This window comes from Micromonospora sp. TSRI0369, assembly GCF_001905625.1.
Taxonomy (GTDB): Bacteria; Actinomycetota; Actinomycetes; order Mycobacteriales; family Micromonosporaceae; genus Micromonospora; species Micromonospora echinospora_A.
This window is the reverse complement of record NZ_LIVU01000001.1, coordinates 822,322-841,840: the sequence shown is the minus strand read 5'-3', so window position 1 is coordinate 841,840 and position 19,519 is coordinate 822,322. Positions and strand designations below refer to the sequence as shown.

Here is a 19,519-nt window from a genome sequence, read left to right as displayed (position 1 = left end):
GTCAGGGTGGGCGTCCGCGAGGGATGCCGTACCGGAAAGCGGGTAAGCGCCGCCGACCGGACCGACTGGGAGAGCGGGGAGCATGACCGACAGCCGAGCCACCGAACCCGTGCCGGACCCCGGATACGAGCCGCCCACCTCGCCGGTCGATCCCGAGTCGGAGCCGGACGTCCTGCTCGACGTCCCGGAGCTGACCGTCGACGAGATCCGGCTCACGGTGGACGGCCTCGACGCCGACCTGTCGTTGCGAGCCCGGCTGGCCAACCTGCTCCAACTCGACGCCGGAGTGCGGGTGCACCTGGAAGGCGTCGAGCTGGACATCACCGGGGTGAGTGCCGAGGCGCTGCTCAAGGTGCGGCTGGAGAAGCTGGTGCAGATCCTGGACCGGGCGCTGACCACCATCGACCGCAACCCGCAGCTCATCGACGCGCTGGCTCGCTCGGCCGGCGTCGCCCTGGACGACGTGCACCGGCTCGCCGCGCCGGTAGTGGACCAGGCCGGGCGTACGGTGGCCGCGGCCGGCGAGGTGGTCGAGCGCACCGGTCCGGCGGTGGTCGATCGGGCGGCGCCGGCGGCCGGTGAGGTGGTCGATCGGGCGGGTCCCGTTGTGTCCGGCCCGATCGAGGCGCCCGAACCGCCCCAGCGCCCGGCCCGGACGGAGTCGCCACCGGCGGCTGGTGGCGGGCGGAAGAGTAAGGCGGAGTCCGAGCGCGCTGCCGGTTCGGGGCCGGGCGCCGGCGCGGGCTCGTCGGCCGATCGTCCCGGCGAGAAGAGCCGCGGTTCGGAGCGAACCGGCCAGCCGACGAGCGCCGCCGCCGAGGCGGCGCAGCTGGCGGGACAGGCCGGACAGGCGCTCCGGCAGGCAGGCCGAAGCGTCTGGGAGGCGATCCAGGGCAGCCCCACCCAGAACCGCCGCCCTCCGAAAACCTGACCCCCGGCCCGCGGGGCGGTCGAGCAGGGAGAGAGCGTCACGCGGGTGGGGAGTCGTCCGGACCGACCGCGGCGGCGGCCTGCTGGTGGCGGCGGAGCAGCTCCTGGAGTGCGGCGATTTCGGAGTGCAGGGCCTGACGGCCCTCCCGGGTGATCCGGATCCACGTCCGTGGACGACGGCCGTGGTAACCCTTCTCCACCTCGATCAGGCGTGCCTCTTCCAGCACGGTGAGGTGCCGGGACAGGTTGCCCGCGGTGAGTTCGAGGGCCTCCCTGAGATAGGCCACCTCCACCCGCTCGCCTTCGGCGGCGATGGTCAGGATGCCGAGCCGGTGCCGTTGATGGACCGTGTCGTCGAGGCCGTTCGTCGGGAATGGCCCGCTCGCGCGAGGATCGTCCACGGTGCTCACGATCACCGATTGTGCTGCTTCTTCGCGGCGGCGAGCGCCAGACCCCCGCCGATCAGCAGGATCGGTGCCGGGAGCATGGCAGCGAGCATGAAGCTGAACCGGGTCAGATCACCCGGTTGCAGGTCGGAGAACTGGAACCAGGCGTTCACGGCGACGAGCACGACTGTGTAGAGACCGACCACCACCCACAGGCGCCGGCTGCGTTCCAGGTGGGCGAGAATCGCCAGACCCACGGCGATCACGAGGTGCGGCAGCATGCCCCGGTTGGCGAGGCCGAGCAACGGACCGGTCAGCCAACTGGTGCCGCCCCACACGGGTGCGCTGGTGTTGAACAGCAGGAACTCCAGGACGATCGGAAGGGCGAGGCCGGCGAGCGTGCCCGCGATGCCGGCGACGACGTACGCCCGGGTCGGGGTCTGGACGCCGGCTCGCCGGCCGTGCCAGCGGTACCAGGCCAGGCCGGCCAGATAGCCGCCGACGAGCGCGGCCAGCCAGTACCAGCCCAGAGCGGCCGACTTCTCCAGGAAGCCGCCGCCGAGACCGGTCAGGGCGGGGCCGTCGGACCCGGCGCGCAGCGAGGGTGGCTCCACCGACTCGATGTACAGCGGCGCGGCCGCCGCGATGAGCACCCCGAAGAGCAGGAGCGGAAGCCAGTACGCCTGACGGGCCGCCCGGGCCTGCCGCCGGAGGGTGGTCATCGAGGCGAGCAGTTCCTGAGCACTGTCCTCGCGGGGTGACTCGGATGGCACGGTTCCTCCCGGCAGCCAAAGCGCTGTGATCCAAATAGATTTGCATCACAAACCTGTCGGCGCAAGGGGGCGATGAAACATCTCGATAAGGAGTGCACATGTCCCGCGTCCAACTCGCCCTTCGCGTGTCCGACCTCGAAGGTGAGCCCGGCCTGCCGACGGTGATGGACCACCTCGGGGTCGAGGTGGCCACCACCGACGAGGTGAACGCCGCGACCAACCGGCTCACCGAGTCCGGCCTGATCACGCTGGAGGAGGTCTGGGTGCGCGGCCCCGGCGACGAGCCGTGGGAGGTCAGCAGCCCGCCGTCTGAGCCGCGCACCGCGAGATCCTCACCGGCGGGCGCGCCGGTGAGGATCGCTGTCGTACGGCGAAGCTCAGGTACCGAAATTCCGCATGATCCAGGTGGGCAGCGGCTCCGCGAAGGCGTGCACCACCTCCCAGCCGGCGCGCCGGTACACCTCCACGTTGTCCGGGTTGCTGGTCTCCAGAATCGCCGGCAGTCCGTCCGCGGCGGCCCGGTCCAAGCCCACCTTCATCACGGCGTGGCCCCACCTGCGGCCGGCGTGATCCGGGTGCGTACCCAGCACCCCCAGGTACCAGAAGGGCGCCGCCGGCAGTGCGGTGTGCACCGCCTCGTCGTAGCCGCGGACGCGGTGCAACACGTCGGCGGGAAGCTGGGCGGCGAGATCGTCGTCCGGCTGTGCGCCCCCGGATGCCGGCGGCTCCCAGATCGCCACCGACGCGCCGTGCCCGATCGTCCAGATCGTCTCCTTGTGCACCCGCTTGTCGAACAGATGCCCGAAGAAGGCCGCGGCGTACCGCGCATAGGTCGCCTCGTCGGGGAACAGGTGCCGCAGGACCGGATCCTTGGTGAAGGCGGCGACCAGCGAGGTGACCACGCGGCCACGGTCTTGCGGCGTCGCAACGGTGATCTCAGGCCCTGTCACAGCGTGCAACATATCGTGCGGCCGATACGCGGGGCGTCCCCTGCGGCCTGAGCCGGCCGGCGACTACCGTGCTTCGGCGAACTTCAGCCGTCTGAAGGCCTCGACGTAGACGAACCGCTTGCCGTCCGGAGAGAAGCTCGGGTGGTACGCGCGGGCGCCGTCGGCGATCCTCGTCTTCTTCCCGCTGCCGACGTCGACCGACCAGACCCCGCCCACGTGATCCGACGCGACGGCGGCGATCACCGACCGGCCGTCCGGCGACACCGCCAGGTCGACGAGGCCGGGAAGCTCCGTGAGGAACCTGGCGGTCTCGAGGCAGAAACTTACATTTGGAACCTGCGTTTGTAACTACGGAGCGCTAGCGTGAACCCGATCCGGCGCCAGGGATCGATTGCAGAGAGTAGTTATGGCGTCCCCGTGACCTCGACCCGGCTGAGGGTAGACGTAGTCCTGGGGGCCGCAAAGCAGAACGCCGACCGGCGTCTCCGCTGGTCGGCGTTCCTGTAGCCCGGCGAAAGGCTATGTGGCCAGGGGCGGGGTCGAACCGCCGACCTTCCGATTTTCAGTCGGACGCTCGTACCAACTGAGCTACCTGGCCGTGGTGCTCGGCACATGCTACCGCACGAGCCGATACGCAGAACGCCGCGCATTGAGCTGCGCGGCGTCAGCGCTTGCGGTCCTGACGGGACTTGAACCCGCGACCTCCGCCTTGACAGGGCGGCGAGCACTCCAACTGCTCCACAGGACCTGGCTGGTGTTGCATCCGGCGCGAGCCGGACCGTGCCCCCAACGGGATTCGAACCCGTGCTACCGCCTTGAAAGGGCGGCGTCCTGGGCCGCTAGACGATGAGGGCGGCCCCGCCATCATTGCACACTCGCAACTTCAAGCGGACTTGCTCCCATCCGGCCCCGCCGGAGGCAGGAGAAGCATATGTCATGCCTGCGCGGACGGCCAAACCGGTATGGGCACGGCTGCGGAGCCGGGTAAAACCGCAGGTCAACGGAGGCGTGCGATCCCGTACCGCCGTTTCAGGTCCGGGATCAGGTGCCGGCACGCAGCCATCGTCTGGGCCCGGTCACCGCCCGCGTCGTGCATCAGCACGACCGAGCCGTGCCGGGTGGCGCCCGTCACACGCTTGATGATCGTCTTCGCCGGCGGGTGGTCCCAGTCCTGCGGGTCCACGCTCCAGTGCAGCGGGCGCAGGCCCATCTGCCGGGCCACCACGATCTCCTCGGCGGTCCACCGGCCGCCGGGCTGGCGGAACCAGGTGATCGGCGCCTTGGGCGCGGCAGCGCGGATGGCGTCGTTGGTCCGCTCCAGGTCGGCCCGGATCTCGGCGGCCGGCCGCCGGCCGAGGTTCACGTCGTGGTGCCAGCTGTGGTTGCAGAGCTGGTGACCCTCGCGGACGATCCGGGCCACCAGCTCCGGGTAGCGCTTGGCCTGCTGGCCGACCACGCAGAACGTGGCGGTGACCCGGGCCGCCCGGAGCTGGGCCAGGATCTGCGGGGTGTAGCGGGGGTCCGGCCCGTCGTCGAAGGTGAGCGCCACTCCGCTGCTCCCGCTGGCCCGGTGCAGGCCCGCCGGGAGCTTCTTGGGCACCGGGCGCAGCTTCGGCTTCCTGGGGGTGGTGGTGGGGGTCGGTGAAGGCTCCGTCACGGGCGACGGCGACGCCGGGACCGACGGCGAGGCCGCCGCCTGTTCGGGTGACTTGCCGGCGTCGCCGCAGGCGGTGACGAGGAGCACCAGGCCCAGGGCGAGCGCCGGCAGGGCGCGTGGACGCATTCGTCGCTCCCGGAGGGGTCGGGGTCAGACGGACTTTCCGACCGTAGTGGACGCGCCCCGGAGCGAAAAGGGCCGTCAGCCCGTGGTCGACTGGTCCAGCGAGTCCCGAACCGCCACGGCGAGTGAGAGCGCCTCGGCCAGATCCACCGGCCGGACCACCCCGGCCGGCAGCGAGTCGGCCCGCCAGCCGGGCCCTGCGGCGAGCACCAGCAGCGGCCTGCGCGGGACCGTCAGTAGCGCGGTGAGCTGGCACGGGTCGGCGGTCGAGCGGGTGTGCGACCAGAGGACCACGGCTGCCGGCCCGGTCCGGTTGACCGCCTCCACGAGGGCGGGCACCGGCACCCGGGCGCCGAGCATGCGACAGCTCACCCCGGCCTCCGCGAGCGCGGCGGCGAGCGCCTCCAACGGCAGCGAGTGCTGTTCCTCGTCGGCGCAGGAGAGCAGGATCCGGGGCGGCCCGCCGTTCGGGTGGGCCCGGATCACCGTGGCGAACGCCACCGAGACGCACCGGGACATCAGGTGTTCCACCTCGATCAGGCCGGCGGTGGCGGCGTGCCGTTCCCCGATGCCGGTGAGCACCGGCCGGAGCAGCCCCTCCCAGGTCGCCACCACCCCGTCGGTGGCGAGCGCGTCGGCGATGGTCCGCGCGATGGTCACCGAGTCCAGGCGCATCGCGGCGCGGGCCAGCCCTCGTGCGGCGGGCCCGGCCCGGCCGACCGGGATGGTCGTGCCGCCGCCGTCGCGTACCGCCGAGGTTCGTGCCTTGAGCGCGAGCCGGTCCGGAGGCAGCACGGCCGGGGCCTGCCGGGCCCAGCGGGCCGCCTCGGCGGGCGCCACCCCCTCCGCGGTCAGCCGGCGCATGATCTCCAGGCGGGCGAGGTCGGCGGGCGTGTAGCGCCGGTGGTGGCCCGGCACATGCTCGCTGGGACCGAGGCCGTAGCGCTGGTGCCAGGTGCGCAGCGTGGTGACCGCCACACCGAGTCGGCGTGCCACGGCCCCCGCGCTCAGCGCCTCATCGGCCACCCGACCGCTCCGGTGCCTCGGAGGCTGCGACGCCCGGCCGGGCCGGGCCCGCCGGATGCAGCAGCCGGTTGACCACGCCGCCCAGCCACGGGGCGTACGCGCGGGGGTCGGCGTCCAGGTCGGCCACCACCGCGCCGGGGTCGGCCCAGCGCAGGTCGGCCACCTCGTCCGGATCGGGCCGCGTCACCAGGTCCGCGGGTACGTCGGCGCGCAGCACGTGGTCGTACTCGAACTCGACGCGGCCGGTGGCCGGGTCCTCGGCGTAGTAGATGTAGACGCCCACCTCGGTGAGCGCGACCGGGCCGAGGCCCAGTTCCTCGGCGAGCCGCCGGTTGGCGGCCTCGGTCAGCGACTGCCCCGGCAGCGGGTGCCCGCAGCAGGAGTTCGCCCAGCGCAGCGGGAAGCGCGTCTTCACCGCGGCCCGCTGCTGCAACAGCACCCGCCCCTGCGGGTCGACGAGGAGCACCGAGAAGGCCCGGTGCAGCCGGCCGGGTGGCTGGTGGGCGGTCGCCACGGTGGTCTCGCCGAGCACCTGCCCGTCGTCGCCGACCAGCTCGACGAGGTGTTCCTCCCGCTCGCTCATGCCGTCGCCCCGGTGATCCGGGCGGCGGCGAGCTTGCCGCTGATCAGCACCATCGGTACCCCCACGCCCGGCTGCGTGCCGGAGCCGACGAAGACCACGTTGTCCAGCTTCCGGTGCAGGTTGGAGGGGCGGAACGGGCCGGTCTGGAAGAGGCTGTGCGCGGCGGCGAACGGCGTGCCGGCGGCCATGCCCTGTGCCGCCCAGTCGGCCGGGGTGACGGCCTCCATCACCTCGATGCCGTCGCCGAAACCGACGTAGCCGCGCTCCTCGAGCGTGCCCACGAGCTGTTCGGCGTACCGCTGCGTGAGGTCGCCCGTCCAGTCGAACGGCGCCCGCTCCAGGTTCGGCACCGGCGCCAGCACGTAGTAGGTGTGCTTCCCGGCCGGTGCCACCGACGGGTCGGTGCGGCTCGGGTTCGTCACCAGCAGTGACGGGTCGGTCATCAGCTCGCCTCGGCGGATCACCTCGTCGAACGTGCCCTTCCAGGACCGCCCGAAGTGAATGTTGTGGTGGGCGATCTTGCCATAGCCCTGCGTCGAACCGATGTGCAGCACCACGCAGGACGGCGAGTAGGTGAGCTTGCGCTGCCGGCTGGGCGGCAGCAGGTCCTCGTAGGCGACCGGCAGGTCGGGGTTGAGCACCACCGTGTCGGCGGGGACGAAGTCGCCGTCCGCGGTGATCACGCCGGTGGCGCGGCCGTTGGCGGTCTCCACCCGGGTCACCGTGGTGCCGTACCGGAACTGCACGCCGTGCTTCTCCGCCGCGCCGGCCATGCCGCGCGAGACCGCGTGGATGCCGCCGCGCGGGAAGCACACCCCGGCCACCGAGTCGAGGTACGCGATGACCGTGTAGATCGCCAGCGCGTCGTGCGGCGACAGGCCCGCGTACATGGCCTGGAACGAGAAGATCCGCTGGGTACGCGGGTCGCGGAAGAACTGGTTGATCTTCGTCTGGAGTCGCCGGAAGGCGCCGTTGGCGAACAGCTTCAACAGGTTGCCGGTGAGCAGGTCGGTCGGCGCGTCGAGGTTGCGCTCGATGAAGTCGGCCCGCTCCCACTGCCACAGGTTGCGGGCGTAGTCGACGAAACGCAGGTAGCCGTCGGCCTCCCGGGGGCCGCAGACGCGGGCGATCTCGGCCGCCATCCGGGTGGTGTCGGTGATGACGTCGAGCGTCGACCCGTCCGGGTAGTAGGCGCGGTACGCCGGGTCGAGCGGGGTCAGGTCGAGCCAGTCGGTCAGCTCCTCGCCGACCGCGCCGAGCGCCTCGGCGATCAGGTCGGGCATGGTGAGGACGGTCGGGCCGGTGTCGAACTCGTACCCGTCGACGCTGAGCCGCCCGGCGCGCCCGCCCGGCACCGGCTCGCGTTCCAGCACCGTCACCTGCCGGCCACTGCCGGCCAGGTGCAGCGCGCAGGCCAACCCACCCAGCCCGGCCCCGACCACTACCACCCGGTCGGTCCGTCCCTTGACGGTACGCATTCCGGCCCCCTTGCTCACGAAGTTGCTCATCATGCCCGCCGCGCGGTGGCGGCGGTGGCGAGACCCGTCAGCGCGGTGCGCGCGGTCTCGTCGATCGGTGCGGTGCCGAGCGCGGCGAGCGCCTCGGTGACCCGGTCGGCGATCATCCGCTCCACCCGGGCCGTGGCCCCGGTGTCGCGGACCACGTCGGCCAGCCGGTCCACCTCGCGTGCCGTGGTGACCGAGCCGGCCCGGTCCAGCACCCGGCGCTGCGCCGGGTCGGCGAGCTGCCGGGCCAGCATGAGCAGCGCGGTCGGCTTGCCGGTACGCAGGTCGTCCCCGGCCGGCTTGCCGGTGGTCTCCGGATCGCCGTAGACGCCGAGGAGGTCGTCGCGGAGCTGGAACGCCTCGCCGACGGCCAGCCCGTACCGGGTGTACGCGGCGATGAGCGGGTCGTCCGCGTCGGTGCCGGCCAGGCAGGCGCCGAAGAGCAGCGGCCGCTGGACGGTGTAGCTGGCGGTCTTGTACCGGGCCACCCGCAGCGCCCGGTCGACAGTCCAGTTCCCCGCGTCGTTCTCGCCGAGCACGTCCAGGAACTGCCCGGCGACCGTCTCCACCCGCATCTGGTCGTAGCAGCGGCGCACGTCGAGCAGCCGCTCGGCGGGGACCGCCGCGTGGCTCATGAGCCGGTCGGCCCACACCATGCAGAGGTCGCCGATGAGGACGGCGACTGCTTCGCCGTACCGGTCGGGGTCGCCCGAGTGCCCGGCGGCCCGGTGCCGGGCGGCGGCGGCCCGGTGCGCGGTCGGCAGTCCGCGCCGGGTGTCGGAGGCGTCCATCACGTCGTCGTGCACGAGCGCGAACGTGTGCAGCAGTTCGAGGGCGGACAGGGCCGGGAGTACCGAACACATCGGTTCCTCCCCCCCGACCGCACCCCGCCATCCCCAGTACGCGAACGTGGGGCGGACCCGTTTGCCGCCGGCCAGCACGCAGTCGCGCGCGGTCGCGGCGAAAGCACCCATCGCTGCGTCGATCTCGGTGAGCGAGTCGACTTCCGCGGCCAGGAACGCCACCAGCGTCTCATCGACTCCTTTGATCAGGTCTTTCGTGAACGCGGCCAGTACGCCGCGGACCGGATCGTCCGTCGCCCCGGGCTGAGCCGGCGCGACGCGGAGCGCATTACCCGCAACTGCGTCGTTGGCCATGTGGGCGAGCGTACCCTAGGGTTACGAGTTGCGTCGATTGATGCGTCGAAACTGAGGAGGGCCGATGGACGTGGATCTGGCCGCCGCCTATGACCGTTGCCGCGAGCTGCACCGGCGTCACGGCCGTACCTACTATCTCGCCACCCGGCTGCTCCCCGCCTGGAAACGGCGGCATGTGCACGCCTTGTACGGGTTCACCCGCTACGCGGACGAGATCGTCGACCGCACCGAGGACCTGCCACCCGCCGAGCGCGCGGCCCGGCTGCGTGAGTGGTCGGATCGATTCGTGGCCGGGCTGCACGGCGCGTCGGTCGACGACCCGCTGCTTCCCGCCGTGCTGCACACCATCGCCGTGTTCGACCTGGACCGGGACGACTTCGCGTCGTTCCTGCGCAGCATGGCGATGGACCTGACGGTCATGTCGTACCCGACCTACGACGACCTGCTCGACTACATGGAGGGCTCGGCGGCCGTCATCGGCACCATGATGCTGCCGATCCTGGGCAGCTCCGACCCGGCCGCCGCCCGGGAGCCCGCCCGCCAGCTCGGCTTCGCGTTCCAGCTCACCAACTTCATCCGGGACGTCGCCGAGGACCTCGACCGGGGCCGGACCTACCTGCCCGACGAGGATCTGGCCAAGTTCGACGTCACCCGCGCCGACCTGGTCGCGGCCAAGGCCGCCGGGCGCACCACGCCGCGCATCCGAGAGCTGATCGAGTACGAGGTGACGCGCGCGCAGGCCCACTACCTCGCCGCCGCGCCGGGCATCCCGCTGCTCAACCCCGCCTCGCAGGCGTGCATGCGCACCGCGTACGCGCTCTACGGCGGCATCCTGGACGAGGTCGCCGCGCAGGACTACGACGTCTTCGTCCGCCGGGCCCTGGTGCCGCAGCGGCGCCGGATGGCGGTGGCCGCGCGGGCGCTGCTCACCCCGGCCGGCACGCCGGTGCGGGTGCCCGGCCCGGCGCTGGAACCGGCCCTGGCCGGATGACCGGCCGGACGGCGGTCGTGCTGCTCACCCGCGACCTGCGGGTGCACGACCACCCGGCGCTGGCCGCCGCCTGCTCCGCGTTCGAGCGGGTGGTGCCGCTCTACGTGCTCGACCCGGCGCTGCAGAAGCTCTCGGCGAACCGCACCCGGTTCCTGCACCAGAGCCTCGCCGACCTGCGCGAGGCGCTGCGCAAGCGCGGCGGCGACCTGGTGATCAGGCGCGGCGACCCGGTGACCGAGACGGTCGAGCTGGCCCGGAAAGTGGGCGCCGAGGGCATCGGGCTCTCCGCCGACGTGAGCCACTACGCCCGCCGCCGGGAACGTCGCCTGCGCGCCGAGTGCGACCGGCACCGCATGTTCCTGCGGCTGTTCCCCGGCCTGACGATCGTCGAGCCGGGCGCGCTGCGCCCCAGCGGCGGCGACCACTACCGTGTGTTCAGCCCGTACTTCCGCGCCTGGCAGGGCGTACGCCTACGGGACGAACTCGCCGCGCCGAAGCGGGTCCGGCTGCCCGACGGCGTCGACCCGGGCCGCCTGCCCGACCCGCCGAAGGGCGACAGCCCGGCCGCCGCCGCGGGCGGGGAGAGCGTCGCCCGCCGCCGGCTCACCGCCTGGCTGCCCACCCTCGACCGGTACGACGACATCCACGACGACATGGCCGGTGACGAGACCTCCCGGCTCAGCCCGTACCTGCGCTTCGGCTGTGTCTCGCCGCTGACCGTGGCGAACCGGGCCGGTGACCGCGACGGGCCGTTCGTCCGGCAGCTCTGCTGGCGCGACTTCTACCACCAGGTCGTCGCCGGTTTCCCTGACCTGTCGACTGCTGCCTACCGGCGGGGGGCCCGGGAGGACTGGCGGTACGACGAGCACGCGCTCGACGCCTGGGCCGAGGGACGGACCGGCATGCCGATCGTGGACGCCGGCATGCGTCAGATGCGCGCCGAGGGCTGGATGCACAACCGGGCCCGCCTGATCACCGCCGGCTACCTGACCAAGCACCTCGGGCTGGACTGGCGGCCTGGCCTGGAGGTCTTCTTCCGGTGGCTGCTCGACGGCGACCGGGTCAACAACTCGGGCAACTGGCAGTGGGTGGCCGGCACCGGCAACGACACCCGGCCGTACCGCGGCTTCAACCCGGTACGGCAGGCCGAGCGTTACGACCCCGACGGCGCGTACGTGCGGCGGTGGGTGCCGGAGCTGGAGTCGGTGGCGGGCAAGGCGGTGCACCAGCCGTGGCGGCTGCCCGACGGAGTACGCCGCACGCTCGACTACCCGCCGCCGCTGGAGGTGCCCGGCGCCGACCCGGTCTGGCTCCGCTGACGCCCGCCCGCCGCTCGCGCTCGTCCGTCGTCGGTCGTCGGCTTGCGCGGACGCGCGGGCGGAGCGGAACGCCCACCGCCCGCGCACGAGCGCGAACGTCACACGAGCCCAACGTCGCTGGCGCACAGCCCACGCGGGCCGCAGCACGGCTCCACGATTACTGCAAGTGACCGCACCTCTCACCCGTGGCATCCACCTCCGGCCGACTTTGCTCTGCAGCCATATCCGCACCCGTTGCGGAACGTGACCGCGCGGGCCTCGCGCGGTTTTCGGACCTATTGTGAATTCCCTGCTCAACGCGGTGCTGCGCCATTGGCTGCAGAGCAAAGTCGAAGAAGGGAAGACCAGGTGGTCCCGCCGGCCGAATGCGCTGCGTGACGATGCCCTGGAATCACAGAACGTGACTGACGGTCAGAGGCAGGAGTGCAGCGCCTCGACCAGTTCCTCCACCCGATCGTGGTCGGCCAGCCGGGCGGTCGCGTACGCGAAGGTGTAGCCCCGCTCCGGGTCGGCCCAGGCGCTGCTGCCGCCGATCCCGCCCATGCCCCAGCTGCCGTCCGGCTCCCACTGCATGCCGAGCGTCCAGTCCACCGGACGGTCCAGCAGCAGGTCCGGTCCGCTGTACTGCACCCGGGTCGCCTCGGCGACCAGCTCCGGGCTGAACAGCCGTACCCCGTCCAGCGTGCCGCCGGCGAGCAGGCCCGCGTACAGGCGGGCGAGCCCGGCGGCGGTGGCGTGCAGGTTCACCGCCGGGATCTCGGCGGCCCGCCACAGGTCGCTGTTCACCATCGCGACATCAGTCCCGCCGGGCGGGTTGCCCAGCGCCCGCGCCCGCAGCGAGCCCGGCTCGCCGCGCATCCGGTCCGGCCAGGCCGGATCGGCGTACGACAGGTCGGCGCACCGACGCCGGTCCGCCGCGTCCAGCCCGAACGCCAGGTCCAGGCGCCACGGACCGGCGATCTCCTCGGCCAGGAACCGGCACACCGGCCGCCCGTCCACCCGGCGGACCAGTTCGCCCACCAGATGCCCGTACGTCCAGGCGTGCTCGCCCGCGACGGTGCCCGGCGTCCACTCCGGGTCGGCCGCCGCCAGGTCGGCGCAGAGCAGGCCCCAGTCGGCGATCGCCGCGGCGGGCCGGGGCACCGGGAAGGCGGGCAGCCCGGCCGTGTGGGCGAGCACCTGCCGCACTGTGGCCGAAGTGCGGAACCCCGGCCAGTACGCCGACACCGGCGCGTCCAGGTCGACGCGGCCCCGGTCGACGAGCAGCAGCAGGCAGAGCGCCACCACCGGCTTGCCGGCCGAGTAGACGTCCACGAGCGTGTCCGGCCGCCACGCGCGGTCCGCCCCGGAAGCCGGTACGACCGCGCCGGGCGGGACCGTCGCCGCCGTGCCGCCCACCAGGTCGATCACCGGTCCGCCGTCGTGCCACACCGCCAGCGACGCGCCCGTCTCCCGGCCGGTGGCGAACAGGTCGTGGAAGCAGTCCCGGACCGGGGTGAAGCGCGTGTGCATGCGGGCCACGGTAGGCGGTCGCGTCGGTTACCGGCGCGGGAATTCAGGCCGGGTGCGGTGGCCGGTGTCCCGAACGTGCGGAATGCTTGCGGAATGGCGGAGCCGGAACAGGTGGACGTAGTAGTGGTCGGGCTCGGCGTCGGCGGCGAGGAGGTGGCCGGGCGGCTCGCCGAGGCCGGCCTCACAGTGGTCGGCATCGAACGGGACCTGGTCGGGGGCGAGTGCCCGTACTGGGGGTGCGTGCCGAGCAAGATGATGATCCGGGCGGCGAACGCGCTGGCCGAGGCGCACCGCGTGAACGAGCTGGCCGGTTCCGCCCAGGTGCGGCCCGACTGGGCGCCGGTGGCGAAGCGGATCCGGGCCGAGGCCACCGACACCTGGGACGACAAGGTGGCGGTGGAGCGGTTCACCGGCAAGGGCGGCCGGTTCGTCCGGGGCAGCGGGCGGCTCGACGGCCCGAACCGGGTGCGCGTCGGCGACCAGGTGTTCGAGGCCCGGTACGGGGTGGTCCTCGGCACCGGCACCCGGCCCTCGGTCCCGCCGATCGACGGGCTGGCCGACACGCCGTACTGGACGAATCACCAGGCCATCGAGGTCGAGGCGCTGCCCGGGTCGCTGCTGGTGCTCGGCGGCGGCGCGATCGGGCTGGAACTGGCCCAGGTCTTCGCCCGGTTCGGCGTCCGGGTGACGGTCATCGAGGCGGCCGACCGGGTGCTCGCCGTCGAGGAGCCGGAGGCGTCAACGCTCGCCGCCGACGCGCTGCGCGCCGACGGGGTGCAGATCCACACCGGGGTCCGGGCCGGCCGGGTCAGCCACGACGGGGGCGCGTTCACAGTGCACGCCGACGGCGCCGAGTTCACCGGCGAGAAGCTGCTCGTGGTGACCGGCCGCAAGGCGCACCTGGAGGAGCTGGGCCTGGACACGGTCGGGGTGGACGCCGGGCAGCGTTACCTGCCGGTGAACGACCGGATGCACGTCACCGACGGGATCTGGGCGGTCGGCGACCTCACCGGCGAGGGCGCGTTCACCCACATTGCCATGTACCAGGCCGGCATCGTGGTGGCGGACATGCTCGACCACATGCGGCGTACCAAGGGCGGCCCGGACGCCAGCGGCACCGCGAGCGTGGTCGGCGGCGCGGCCGGTGTGGTCAGCTCGGTCGGCGGCGCGATGAGCGCGGGCGGGTCGACTGCCGCGCCCGGCAGCGTCCCGGTCGCCGACTACCGGGCGCTGCCCCGCGTCACGTTCACCGATCCCGAGGTCGGCGCGGTCGGCCTCACCGAGCAGCAGGCCCGCGAGCGCGGCGTCAACGTCCAGGTCGGATACTCCGACCTCACCTCGTCGACCCGGGGCTGGATCCACAAGACCGGCAACGCCGGGTTCATCAAGCTGATCGCCGACGCCGACCAGGGCGTGCTCGTCGGCGCCACCTCGGCCGGACCGGCCGGCGGCGAAGTGCTCTCCGCGCTGGTCGTGGCGGTGCACGCGGCAGTGCCGATCAGCCAGCTCCGGCACATGATCTACGCGTACCCCACGTTCCACAGGGCCATCGAGGACGCGTTGCGCGCCCTGAAGTGACGCCTCAGCCGGCCGGTGCCCCGTGCCGGCCGGCCCCGGCGGCGAACCGGCCGGCGCCGCGTACCCCGTCGACTGCCAGCGACTCCGTGCCGTAGGCCAGCTCGGTCGCCATCGCCTCCGGCTCCGGCCGGCCCGCGCCGTCCAGCACCGCCGCCCGGTCGTTGCGCAGGCACGTCTGCGGATGCCCGGCGATCGCGGCGGCCAGCTCCTCGGCCGCCGCGCGGGCCGCACCCGGCGCGACCAGCCGGTTGACCAGACCCATCGCGTACGCCTCGTCGGCCGGCACCGGACGGCCGGTGAGGATCAGGTCCATCGCCCGGCTCTCGCCGATCAGCCGGGGCAGCCGGACCGTCCCGCCGTCGATCAGCGGTACGCCCCACCGGCGGCAGAACACGCCGAGCGTCGCGTCCGACTCGGCGACCCGCAGATCGCACCAGAGCGCCAGCTCCAGGCCGCCGGCCACCGCGTACCCGGAGATCGCGGCGATCACCGGCTTGGACAGCCGCATCCGGGTGGGGCCCATCGGCCCGTCCCCCTCGGGCTCGACCCGGTTGCCGCGCGGCGTGCCGACGGCCTTCAGGTCGGCGCCGGAGCAGAACGTGCCGCCCGCGCCCCAGAGCACGGCGACCGCCGCGTCCGGGTCGGCGTCGAACGCGCGGAACGCGTCGGCGAGCGCCCGGGCGGTCGGCCCGTCCACGGCGTTACGTGCCTCGGGCCGGTCCAGGATCACAGTGGTCACGGCACCGGCGTGCTCGACTCGTACCCCCATGGGCTCAGCATGCCCGCGACGGCGCTGCCGCGGCTACGGCCTATTTGATCGTGTCGGGTCGGGTCAGCCAGCGCATCGGCTGGCCGGTGACGGCGCCGACCTGGTCGAAGTCCCGGTCGTAGTGCAGCAGCGAGAGCCCGTGGTATTCGGCGGTGGCGGCGATGAGCAGGTCGACGGCGCCCGCCGAGCGGTGCGTGCCCCGCGCGGTCAGCTCGCCCTGGATCTCGGCGGCGCGTTCGTCGATCCGGTCCGGCATGACAACCCAGCCGAAAGCGGCCCGGAGCTGCTCGGTCAGGCGCGTCCGGTCGGCGACCGACCGGGCGGTGTAGAGGAATTCCAGCTCGACAAGCGGGCACACGGCGAGCAGACCCGCTGTCACCTGCTGTTCCCAGCGAGCCAGCACGTCGGGATCACGCAGGAGCCGGACGAGGGCGCTGGTGTCGATGAGGTAGTCGGCCAGCTTCACGAGCGGTAGGCGCCCTTGTCGAGCAGTTCGTCGAAGTCACCGGCCTGCCCGCGCTCGGCCAGCTCCGCCAGCGCCCGGGCGCGGCGCAGTCTCGCCGCGCCCTCGCGGAGAGCGACGTTCACCGTGTCCTTCTTGGTCTTCGTGCCGAACGCCTCGGCGGCATCCGCCAGCGCCTCGTCGTCGACGTCCACCAGGATCTTGGTCATCGCGGCTCCCTATATACGACTAGCTGCCCGAGTATATCCGGCGGGGAGGCCGTGCGAGGGAATTCCGAGGGCGTCCGGTTTGGGGGCTCTCCTGCCGGGAAGTCGGAACGGGTGCGCGAACTACTGACGAAGATCGAACAGGCCAGCGGTCTCGACCGGGTGGGTGACCGGTTGCAGCGCGCCGTCCAGGGCACGCTGCGTTCCCAGCGGGTACGCGACGCGCTGCACGGCGTGTGGCTCGGTCATCCGCTGCACCCAGCGATGGTGCAGGTGCCGGTCGGCGCGTGGATCTCGGCCGCCGTGGTGGACCTGCTGCCCGGCCAGCGCCGGGCCGCCACCGCGCTGGTGGGCCTCGGCACGGTCAGCGCGGTGCCCGCGGCGGTTGCCGGGCTCAACGACTGGGCCACGCTCTCCCGCGACCAGCGCCGGGTCGGGCTGGTGCACGCCGCCGCCAACACGGTCGGCCTGGCGCTGTATGCCGGCTCGCTGGCGGCCCGCCTCAACGGGCGGCACGGGCTCGGCCGGGCGCTGTCCTACCTGGGTCTGTCCGCCGCGAGCGGTGGGGCGTACCTGGGCGGGCACCTCGCGTACAAGCAGGGCGCCCAGGCCAGCCAGAGCGTCTCCGAGCTGCACCTGATCAGCGACGGGTGGCACCGGGTCGGCGACCTGAGCAGCCTGCCCCGGCACGAGTTGGTCACCAAGAAGATCGACGAGGTCTCGGTGATCCTCTACCGGGACGGCGACGACGTCACGGTGATGCTGGAGCGCTGCCCGCACCAGAGCGGCCCGCTCGGCGAGGGCACGGTGGAGCAGGTCGACGGTCACGCCTGCGTGGTCTGCCCCTGGCACGGCAGCGCGTTCCGGCTCAACGGCGGCGAGGTGGTGCACGGCCCGGCCGCGAACGACCAGATCGTGCTCCCCACCCGTGTGGTGGCCGGCCAGGTCGAGGCCCGGCTGCCCTGACTCAGTCCCGTCGGTGCCGCCCGCTGGATCCCGCGCGGGCGGGCACCGGCCGCTTGCGCAACCCGAGCAGGGCGCCGATCTGCGCGCCCACGATGCTCGCGACCGCCAGCACCGCCGAGATGGCGAGCGGACGGTTGATGCCCTCCTCGGCGGTGGGCCGGGACGCGCCCGCCGACATGGCCGGCGGCTGACCGATCGGCGCCTCCACGGTGGGCGTCGCGTCCCGCGGGGTGGGCTTCGGCTTCGCCTTCGGCGCGGTCGAGGACGCGCCGCCGCCACCCGGCTTGACCGGCGCGGTCTGGGCCGGCTTGGTGACCACCAGCCGCCCGGTGGCGTGCCGCCGGGCGCCGGAGTCCGTCGCGCCGTCCGGCAGTGTGATGAGCTGACCCGGGCGGATCCGGTCCGGGTCGGCGAGCCGGTTCAGCCGGGCCAGCTCCCGGTATCTGTCGAAGTCGTCCAGGTAGCGGTCGGCCACCTCGCCCAGGTAGTCGCCCTTGGCGACCCGGTACACCGCCGGGTCGCTGGTCTCCGCCGCGACAGGGGCCGGTGGCACGACCTGGCTCGTGGCCACGGCCGGTGAGGTGACGGCGGCGACCGCCGGGTGCGGGGCGGTCAGCGCGGCGGCGCTCGCCGCGGCCGGGCTCGCGGCCAGGATCAGCGCGACCGAACCGACGAGCGCGGCGGCCGCCTTCTGCTGGCGGTGCATGCCGGGCAGCTTCGGCGCCGGCCGGCGTACCGCAGCCGCGAGCAGTTCCACCACGACGGAGAACGCGAACGTGGCCCAGCCGAACCAGCCCACCACCGCCAGCGCCCGCAGGAAGAGCTGACCGTCGTCGCGGCTGGTCAACGCCGTACCGATCTCGGCGAACGTGGGTAGGTGATCCGGCAGCGGGTTGCCGGCGAACGCCAGCAACGCGACCGGCCCGCCGGCCAGCACGCCGACGAGCACGACGAGGGCGCCGAGCCCGGTGAGGACCTGGCCGGCGCGGCGGACGGGGGAGCGTCGGGGTGCGCCCATGGCGGCCTTCCTTCCTACGGTGGTCCGGTGAGCGCCCGAGCGGTGGCCTCACCGGAGACGATGGCGGTGTTCTGCATGCCGAACAGACCCAGCAGGTCCCGGCTGTAGGTGATCTGCACGCTCACCCGGATCTGGGTCTCGGCGCCGACCACGGGGAAGTCGACCTCGTGGTCGGTGACCCCGCCCGCGGCGTCGAGGTAGGCGGCGACCGCGGCGCGGGCGGCGACCTGGTCGATCTGCTTCGGGCCGCCCTCGATGGCCCGCGCACGGTCGATCATCTGGCCGCCCGCGCGCGCCGCCTCGGCGGCCAGGTTGTCCGCGCGCTGGAGCGTGCGTAGTTGACCGGCGCCGTCGTAGGCGAGCCCGATGATCGCCAGCACGCCTGTCATCGCCACGGCCAGGAAGAGGCTCACCCGGCCGTTCTCCGCCTCGCGCCGCCCGGTCATCCGCGACTCCGGTAGGTGTCCAGCGGCGAGGTGAAGCGCGCCGAGACGGTCTTGCCACCCGGCACCCCGGGCAGGCCGGGCGCGCTCAGGTCGTCGAAGGAGACGGTGCAGGTCACAGTGACCGTCACGGTCGCGGGCACGCCTGCGGCGCTCTGGTACGCGGCGGCGAAGCTCGTCGTCGTACCGGCCACCGAGCCCGCGAGATCGATCTGGGGTGGGCCGGTGCAGTTCAGTCCCGCCCAGCCGAGCTGATCCCGGGCCGCGTCCTCGGCGGCCTCCGCGCCGTCGTCGGCGTTGCGGGCGAGCGAGGCGGCCCGGGCGGCGTCGTGAGCGGCCGACTCCACCGCCTCGTCCGCGACAGCGGTCCGCCCGGCGACCCCGGCCAGCACCATCAGCCCGATGAAGGCGGGCGCGAGCACCGCCACCTCGATCGAGACGGAACCCCGCTCCCGCCGTGGCCCGGCGCTCATCCGGTGGTCCAGCGTTCGGCCGGGCCGTGCGCGGTCTGCGTGACCTCGAACGAGACGCCCGGGATGACCGACAGGGAGCGTCCCTGCACCGTGCAGGTGACTGCGGTGGCGGTCTCGACGCAGGTCGGTCCGGTCTGCTCCCAGTCGACCAGCCAGTCGCCGGACTGTTGCAGGAAGCTGGTCGCCCGCTCCCGGCCGGCGTCCGGCCCGGCGTCGATCGTGCGCTGGGCGTTCACGGCGGTCTGCGCGGCGTTGAGCGCTGTGGACCGGGCCACGAACCAGACGGCGACCTGGATCGAGCCGAACAGCATCACCAGGATCACCGGCATCACCACGGCCAGCTCGACCGGGTTGGCGCCCCGCTCGCCCTCGGCCAGGCGGGCGCGCAGGGCGGCGGCGATCCGCCCCGGACCGGGCGGGCCGGCGGGCCGGCCGGCGTGCGCCGGCCGGCTCCGGACCGTACGGGCGGGGCGCGGCATCACGGGGCCTGCGGCGCCGTGTTGTTCGGGATGGCGTTCATCCAGTTGTTCGCCTTGGCCAGGGCGAGGCCGGTGACCGCCATGGCCACCGCGACCAGGCCGAAGATGATCACCGCGGTCGGCACCGGGCTGTCACCGCGCTCGGAGTCCCGGCGCAACTCGGCGAGGCGGGTGCTCACCGCCACGTACAGGTAGGCGTAGAGGTGCATGGT

Annotated in this window: 23 protein-coding genes, 3 tRNA genes and 1 pseudogene; 6 read left to right on the top strand and 21 right to left on the bottom strand. The window is 73.2% G+C overall.

The window, feature by feature from the left end:
* The first annotated feature begins 82 nt into the window (after window positions 1–82).
* Entirely contained in the window at window positions 83–931 is an 849-nt protein-coding gene (locus AMK25_RS04150; protein WP_073826713.1) for a hypothetical protein, read from the top strand.
* Between the two features lie 37 nt (window positions 932–968).
* Here the strand turns inward: AMK25_RS04150 and AMK25_RS04145 are convergent, their stop codons facing one another.
* Window positions 969–1,340, bottom strand: coding sequence for a winged helix-turn-helix domain-containing protein (locus AMK25_RS04145; protein ID WP_073827075.1), 372 nt, complete (start codon window positions 1,338–1,340; stop codon window positions 969–971).
* Between the two features lie 2 nt (window positions 1,341–1,342).
* Window positions 1,343–2,089 (bottom strand): hypothetical protein, encoded by a 747-nt coding sequence (locus AMK25_RS04140; protein WP_073826710.1) that lies wholly within the window; start codon window positions 2,087–2,089, stop codon window positions 1,343–1,345.
* A 98-nt stretch (window positions 2,090–2,187) separates the two neighbouring features.
* Between AMK25_RS04140 and AMK25_RS31465 the strand changes: the two are divergent.
* A pseudogene (locus AMK25_RS31465) lies at window positions 2,188–2,385 on the top strand (glyoxalase/bleomycin resistance/dioxygenase family protein); the annotation flags it as partial.
* Between the two features lie 81 nt (window positions 2,386–2,466).
* Here AMK25_RS31465 and AMK25_RS04135 read toward each other — a convergent pair.
* From AMK25_RS04135 to AMK25_RS04090, 10 genes are all read right to left on the bottom strand, one after another.
* The gene (locus tag AMK25_RS04135; protein WP_073826707.1) at window positions 2,467–3,051 is read right to left on the bottom strand and encodes a GNAT family N-acetyltransferase; all 585 of its coding nucleotides are present in this window, start codon (window positions 3,049–3,051) and stop codon (window positions 2,467–2,469) included.
* A gap of 51 nt (window positions 3,052–3,102) precedes the next feature.
* On the bottom strand, window positions 3,103–3,282 hold the full coding sequence (locus tag AMK25_RS04130; protein ID WP_241826232.1) for a hypothetical protein: 180 nt from the start codon (window positions 3,280–3,282) through the stop codon (window positions 3,103–3,105).
* Window positions 3,283–3,563: 281 nt separating this feature from the next.
* Window positions 3,564–3,637 (bottom strand) — tRNA-Phe (locus AMK25_RS04125).
* 76 nt (window positions 3,638–3,713) lie between these two features.
* A tRNA-Asp gene (locus AMK25_RS04120) sits at window positions 3,714–3,787 on the bottom strand.
* A gap of 33 nt (window positions 3,788–3,820) precedes the next feature.
* Window positions 3,821–3,893: transfer RNA gene (locus AMK25_RS04115), tRNA-Glu, on the bottom strand.
* A 143-nt stretch (window positions 3,894–4,036) separates the two neighbouring features.
* Window positions 4,037–4,822, bottom strand: coding sequence for a polysaccharide deacetylase family protein (locus AMK25_RS04110; protein WP_073826704.1), 786 nt, complete (start codon window positions 4,820–4,822; stop codon window positions 4,037–4,039).
* A 75-nt stretch (window positions 4,823–4,897) separates the two neighbouring features.
* Entirely contained in the window at window positions 4,898–5,845 is a 948-nt protein-coding gene (locus tag AMK25_RS04105) for a MerR family transcriptional regulator (protein ID WP_073826701.1), read from the bottom strand.
* On the bottom strand, window positions 5,835–6,428 hold the full coding sequence (gene idi, locus AMK25_RS04100) for an isopentenyl-diphosphate Delta-isomerase (RefSeq protein WP_073826698.1): 594 nt from the start codon (window positions 6,426–6,428) through the stop codon (window positions 5,835–5,837). Before idi ends, AMK25_RS04105 begins: the two co-directional genes overlap by 11 nt.
* Complete coding sequence (gene crtI, locus AMK25_RS04095) at window positions 6,425–7,906, bottom strand: phytoene desaturase family protein (RefSeq protein WP_198937443.1); 1,482 nt, start codon at window positions 7,904–7,906, stop codon at window positions 6,425–6,427. Before crtI ends, idi begins: the two co-directional genes overlap by 4 nt.
* 29 nt (window positions 7,907–7,935) lie before the next feature.
* Window positions 7,936–9,090, bottom strand: coding sequence for a polyprenyl synthetase family protein (locus AMK25_RS04090; protein WP_073826693.1), 1,155 nt, complete (start codon window positions 9,088–9,090; stop codon window positions 7,936–7,938).
* Window positions 9,091–9,154: 64 nt separating this feature from the next.
* Here AMK25_RS04090 and AMK25_RS04085 point away from each other — a divergent pair, with 64 nt between their 5' ends.
* On the top strand, window positions 9,155–10,081 hold the full coding sequence (locus AMK25_RS04085) for a phytoene/squalene synthase family protein (protein WP_073826690.1): 927 nt from the start codon (window positions 9,155–9,157) through the stop codon (window positions 10,079–10,081).
* A complete protein-coding gene (locus AMK25_RS04080) occupies window positions 10,078–11,400 on the top strand; it encodes a cryptochrome/photolyase family protein (protein ID WP_073826687.1) in 1,323 nt (440 codons plus the stop codon). The genes AMK25_RS04085 and AMK25_RS04080 overlap by 4 nt, the downstream gene beginning before the upstream one ends.
* 411 nt (window positions 11,401–11,811) lie before the next feature.
* On the opposite strand, the gene AMK25_RS04075 is transcribed toward AMK25_RS04080, so the two are convergent.
* The gene (locus tag AMK25_RS04075; protein WP_073826684.1) at window positions 11,812–12,912 is read right to left on the bottom strand and encodes a serine hydrolase domain-containing protein; all 1,101 of its coding nucleotides are present in this window, start codon (window positions 12,910–12,912) and stop codon (window positions 11,812–11,814) included.
* A 93-nt stretch (window positions 12,913–13,005) separates the two neighbouring features.
* Here AMK25_RS04075 and AMK25_RS04070 point away from each other — a divergent pair, with 93 nt between their 5' ends.
* A complete protein-coding gene (locus tag AMK25_RS04070) occupies window positions 13,006–14,490 on the top strand; it encodes a dihydrolipoyl dehydrogenase family protein (RefSeq protein WP_073826681.1) in 1,485 nt (494 codons plus the stop codon).
* 4 nt (window positions 14,491–14,494) lie between these two features.
* On the opposite strand, the gene AMK25_RS04065 is transcribed toward AMK25_RS04070, so the two are convergent.
* The 3 genes from AMK25_RS04065 to AMK25_RS04055 are packed head-to-tail and all read right to left on the bottom strand — an operon-like array spanning window position 14,495 to window position 15,931.
* Window positions 14,495–15,259: a crotonase/enoyl-CoA hydratase family protein gene (locus tag AMK25_RS04065; protein ID WP_073826679.1), complete on the bottom strand. Its 765-nt coding sequence runs from the start codon at window positions 15,257–15,259 to the stop codon at window positions 14,495–14,497.
* A gap of 40 nt (window positions 15,260–15,299) precedes the next feature.
* Entirely contained in the window at window positions 15,300–15,725 is a 426-nt protein-coding gene (locus tag AMK25_RS04060) for a PIN domain nuclease (protein WP_073826676.1), read from the bottom strand.
* Entirely contained in the window at window positions 15,722–15,931 is a 210-nt protein-coding gene (locus tag AMK25_RS04055) for a type II toxin-antitoxin system VapB family antitoxin (protein WP_030500628.1), read from the bottom strand. Before AMK25_RS04055 ends, AMK25_RS04060 begins: the two co-directional genes overlap by 4 nt.
* Window positions 15,932–16,042: 111 nt before the next feature.
* Between AMK25_RS04055 and AMK25_RS04050 the strand changes: the two genes are divergently transcribed.
* The gene (locus AMK25_RS04050) at window positions 16,043–16,894 is read left to right on the top strand and encodes a Rieske 2Fe-2S domain-containing protein (RefSeq protein WP_073826673.1); all 852 of its coding nucleotides are present in this window, start codon (window positions 16,043–16,045) and stop codon (window positions 16,892–16,894) included.
* Window position 16,895: 1 nt separating this feature from the next.
* Here AMK25_RS04050 and AMK25_RS04045 read toward each other — a convergent pair whose 3' ends face one another.
* From AMK25_RS04045 to AMK25_RS04025, 5 genes are read right to left on the bottom strand one after another with little or no spacing between them, the layout of a single operon-like run.
* A complete protein-coding gene (locus tag AMK25_RS04045; protein WP_073826670.1) occupies window positions 16,896–17,912 on the bottom strand; it encodes a LysM peptidoglycan-binding domain-containing protein in 1,017 nt (338 codons plus the stop codon).
* A gap of 14 nt (window positions 17,913–17,926) precedes the next feature.
* A complete protein-coding gene (locus tag AMK25_RS04040; RefSeq protein ID WP_073826667.1) occupies window positions 17,927–18,358 on the bottom strand; it encodes a pilus assembly protein TadG-related protein in 432 nt (143 codons plus the stop codon).
* Window positions 18,355–18,828, bottom strand: a complete 474-nt coding sequence (locus AMK25_RS04035; protein WP_073826664.1) for a TadE/TadG family type IV pilus assembly protein — start codon at window positions 18,826–18,828, stop codon at window positions 18,355–18,357. Before AMK25_RS04035 ends, AMK25_RS04040 begins: the two co-directional genes overlap by 4 nt.
* A complete protein-coding gene (locus AMK25_RS04030) occupies window positions 18,825–19,307 on the bottom strand; it encodes a TadE family protein (protein ID WP_073827074.1) in 483 nt (160 codons plus the stop codon). The genes AMK25_RS04035 and AMK25_RS04030 overlap by 4 nt, the downstream gene beginning before the upstream one ends.
* Window positions 19,307–19,516, bottom strand: coding sequence for a hypothetical protein (locus tag AMK25_RS04025; RefSeq protein WP_013283462.1), 210 nt, complete (start codon window positions 19,514–19,516; stop codon window positions 19,307–19,309). The genes AMK25_RS04030 and AMK25_RS04025 overlap by 1 nt, the downstream gene beginning before the upstream one ends.
* Window positions 19,517–19,519 lie beyond the last annotated feature (3 nt).

Bases quoted from the DNA above. Each gene is read 5' to 3' on its own strand.
- AMK25_RS04150 (WP_073826713.1), top strand. From the start codon at position 83: ATGACCGACAGCCGAGCCACCGAACCCGTGCCGGACCCCGGATACGAG.
- idi (WP_073826698.1), bottom strand. From the start codon at position 6,428: ATGAGCGAGCGGGAGGAACACCTCGTCGAGCTGGTCGGCGACGACGGG.
- AMK25_RS04070 (WP_073826681.1), top strand. From the start codon at position 13,006: ATGGCGGAGCCGGAACAGGTGGACGTAGTAGTGGTCGGGCTCGGCGTC.
- crtI (WP_198937443.1), bottom strand. From the start codon at position 7,906: ATGCGTACCGTCAAGGGACGGACCGACCGGGTGGTAGTGGTCGGGGCC.
- AMK25_RS04080 (WP_073826687.1), top strand. From the start codon at position 10,078: ATGACCGGCCGGACGGCGGTCGTGCTGCTCACCCGCGACCTGCGGGTG.
- AMK25_RS04065 (WP_073826679.1), bottom strand. From the start codon at position 15,259: ATGGGGGTACGAGTCGAGCACGCCGGTGCCGTGACCACTGTGATCCTG.
- AMK25_RS04055 (WP_030500628.1), bottom strand. From the start codon at position 15,931: ATGACCAAGATCCTGGTGGACGTCGACGACGAGGCGCTGGCGGATGCC.
- AMK25_RS04040 (WP_073826667.1), bottom strand. From the start codon at position 18,358: ATGACCGGGCGGCGCGAGGCGGAGAACGGCCGGGTGAGCCTCTTCCTG.
- AMK25_RS04045 (WP_073826670.1), bottom strand. From the start codon at position 17,912: ATGGGCGCACCCCGACGCTCCCCCGTCCGCCGCGCCGGCCAGGTCCTC.
- AMK25_RS04110 (WP_073826704.1), bottom strand. From the start codon at position 4,822: ATGCGTCCACGCGCCCTGCCGGCGCTCGCCCTGGGCCTGGTGCTCCTC.
- AMK25_RS04030 (WP_073827074.1), bottom strand. From the start codon at position 19,307: ATGCCGCGCCCCGCCCGTACGGTCCGGAGCCGGCCGGCGCACGCCGGC.
- AMK25_RS04085 (WP_073826690.1), top strand. From the start codon at position 9,155: ATGGACGTGGATCTGGCCGCCGCCTATGACCGTTGCCGCGAGCTGCAC.
- AMK25_RS04090 (WP_073826693.1), bottom strand. From the start codon at position 9,090: ATGGCCAACGACGCAGTTGCGGGTAATGCGCTCCGCGTCGCGCCGGCT.
- AMK25_RS04075 (WP_073826684.1), bottom strand. From the start codon at position 12,912: ATGCACACGCGCTTCACCCCGGTCCGGGACTGCTTCCACGACCTGTTC.
- AMK25_RS04035 (WP_073826664.1), bottom strand. From the start codon at position 18,828: ATGAGCGCCGGGCCACGGCGGGAGCGGGGTTCCGTCTCGATCGAGGTG.
- AMK25_RS04135 (WP_073826707.1), bottom strand. From the start codon at position 3,051: ATGTTGCACGCTGTGACAGGGCCTGAGATCACCGTTGCGACGCCGCAA.
- AMK25_RS04025 (WP_013283462.1), bottom strand. From the start codon at position 19,516: ATGCACCTCTACGCCTACCTGTACGTGGCGGTGAGCACCCGCCTCGCC.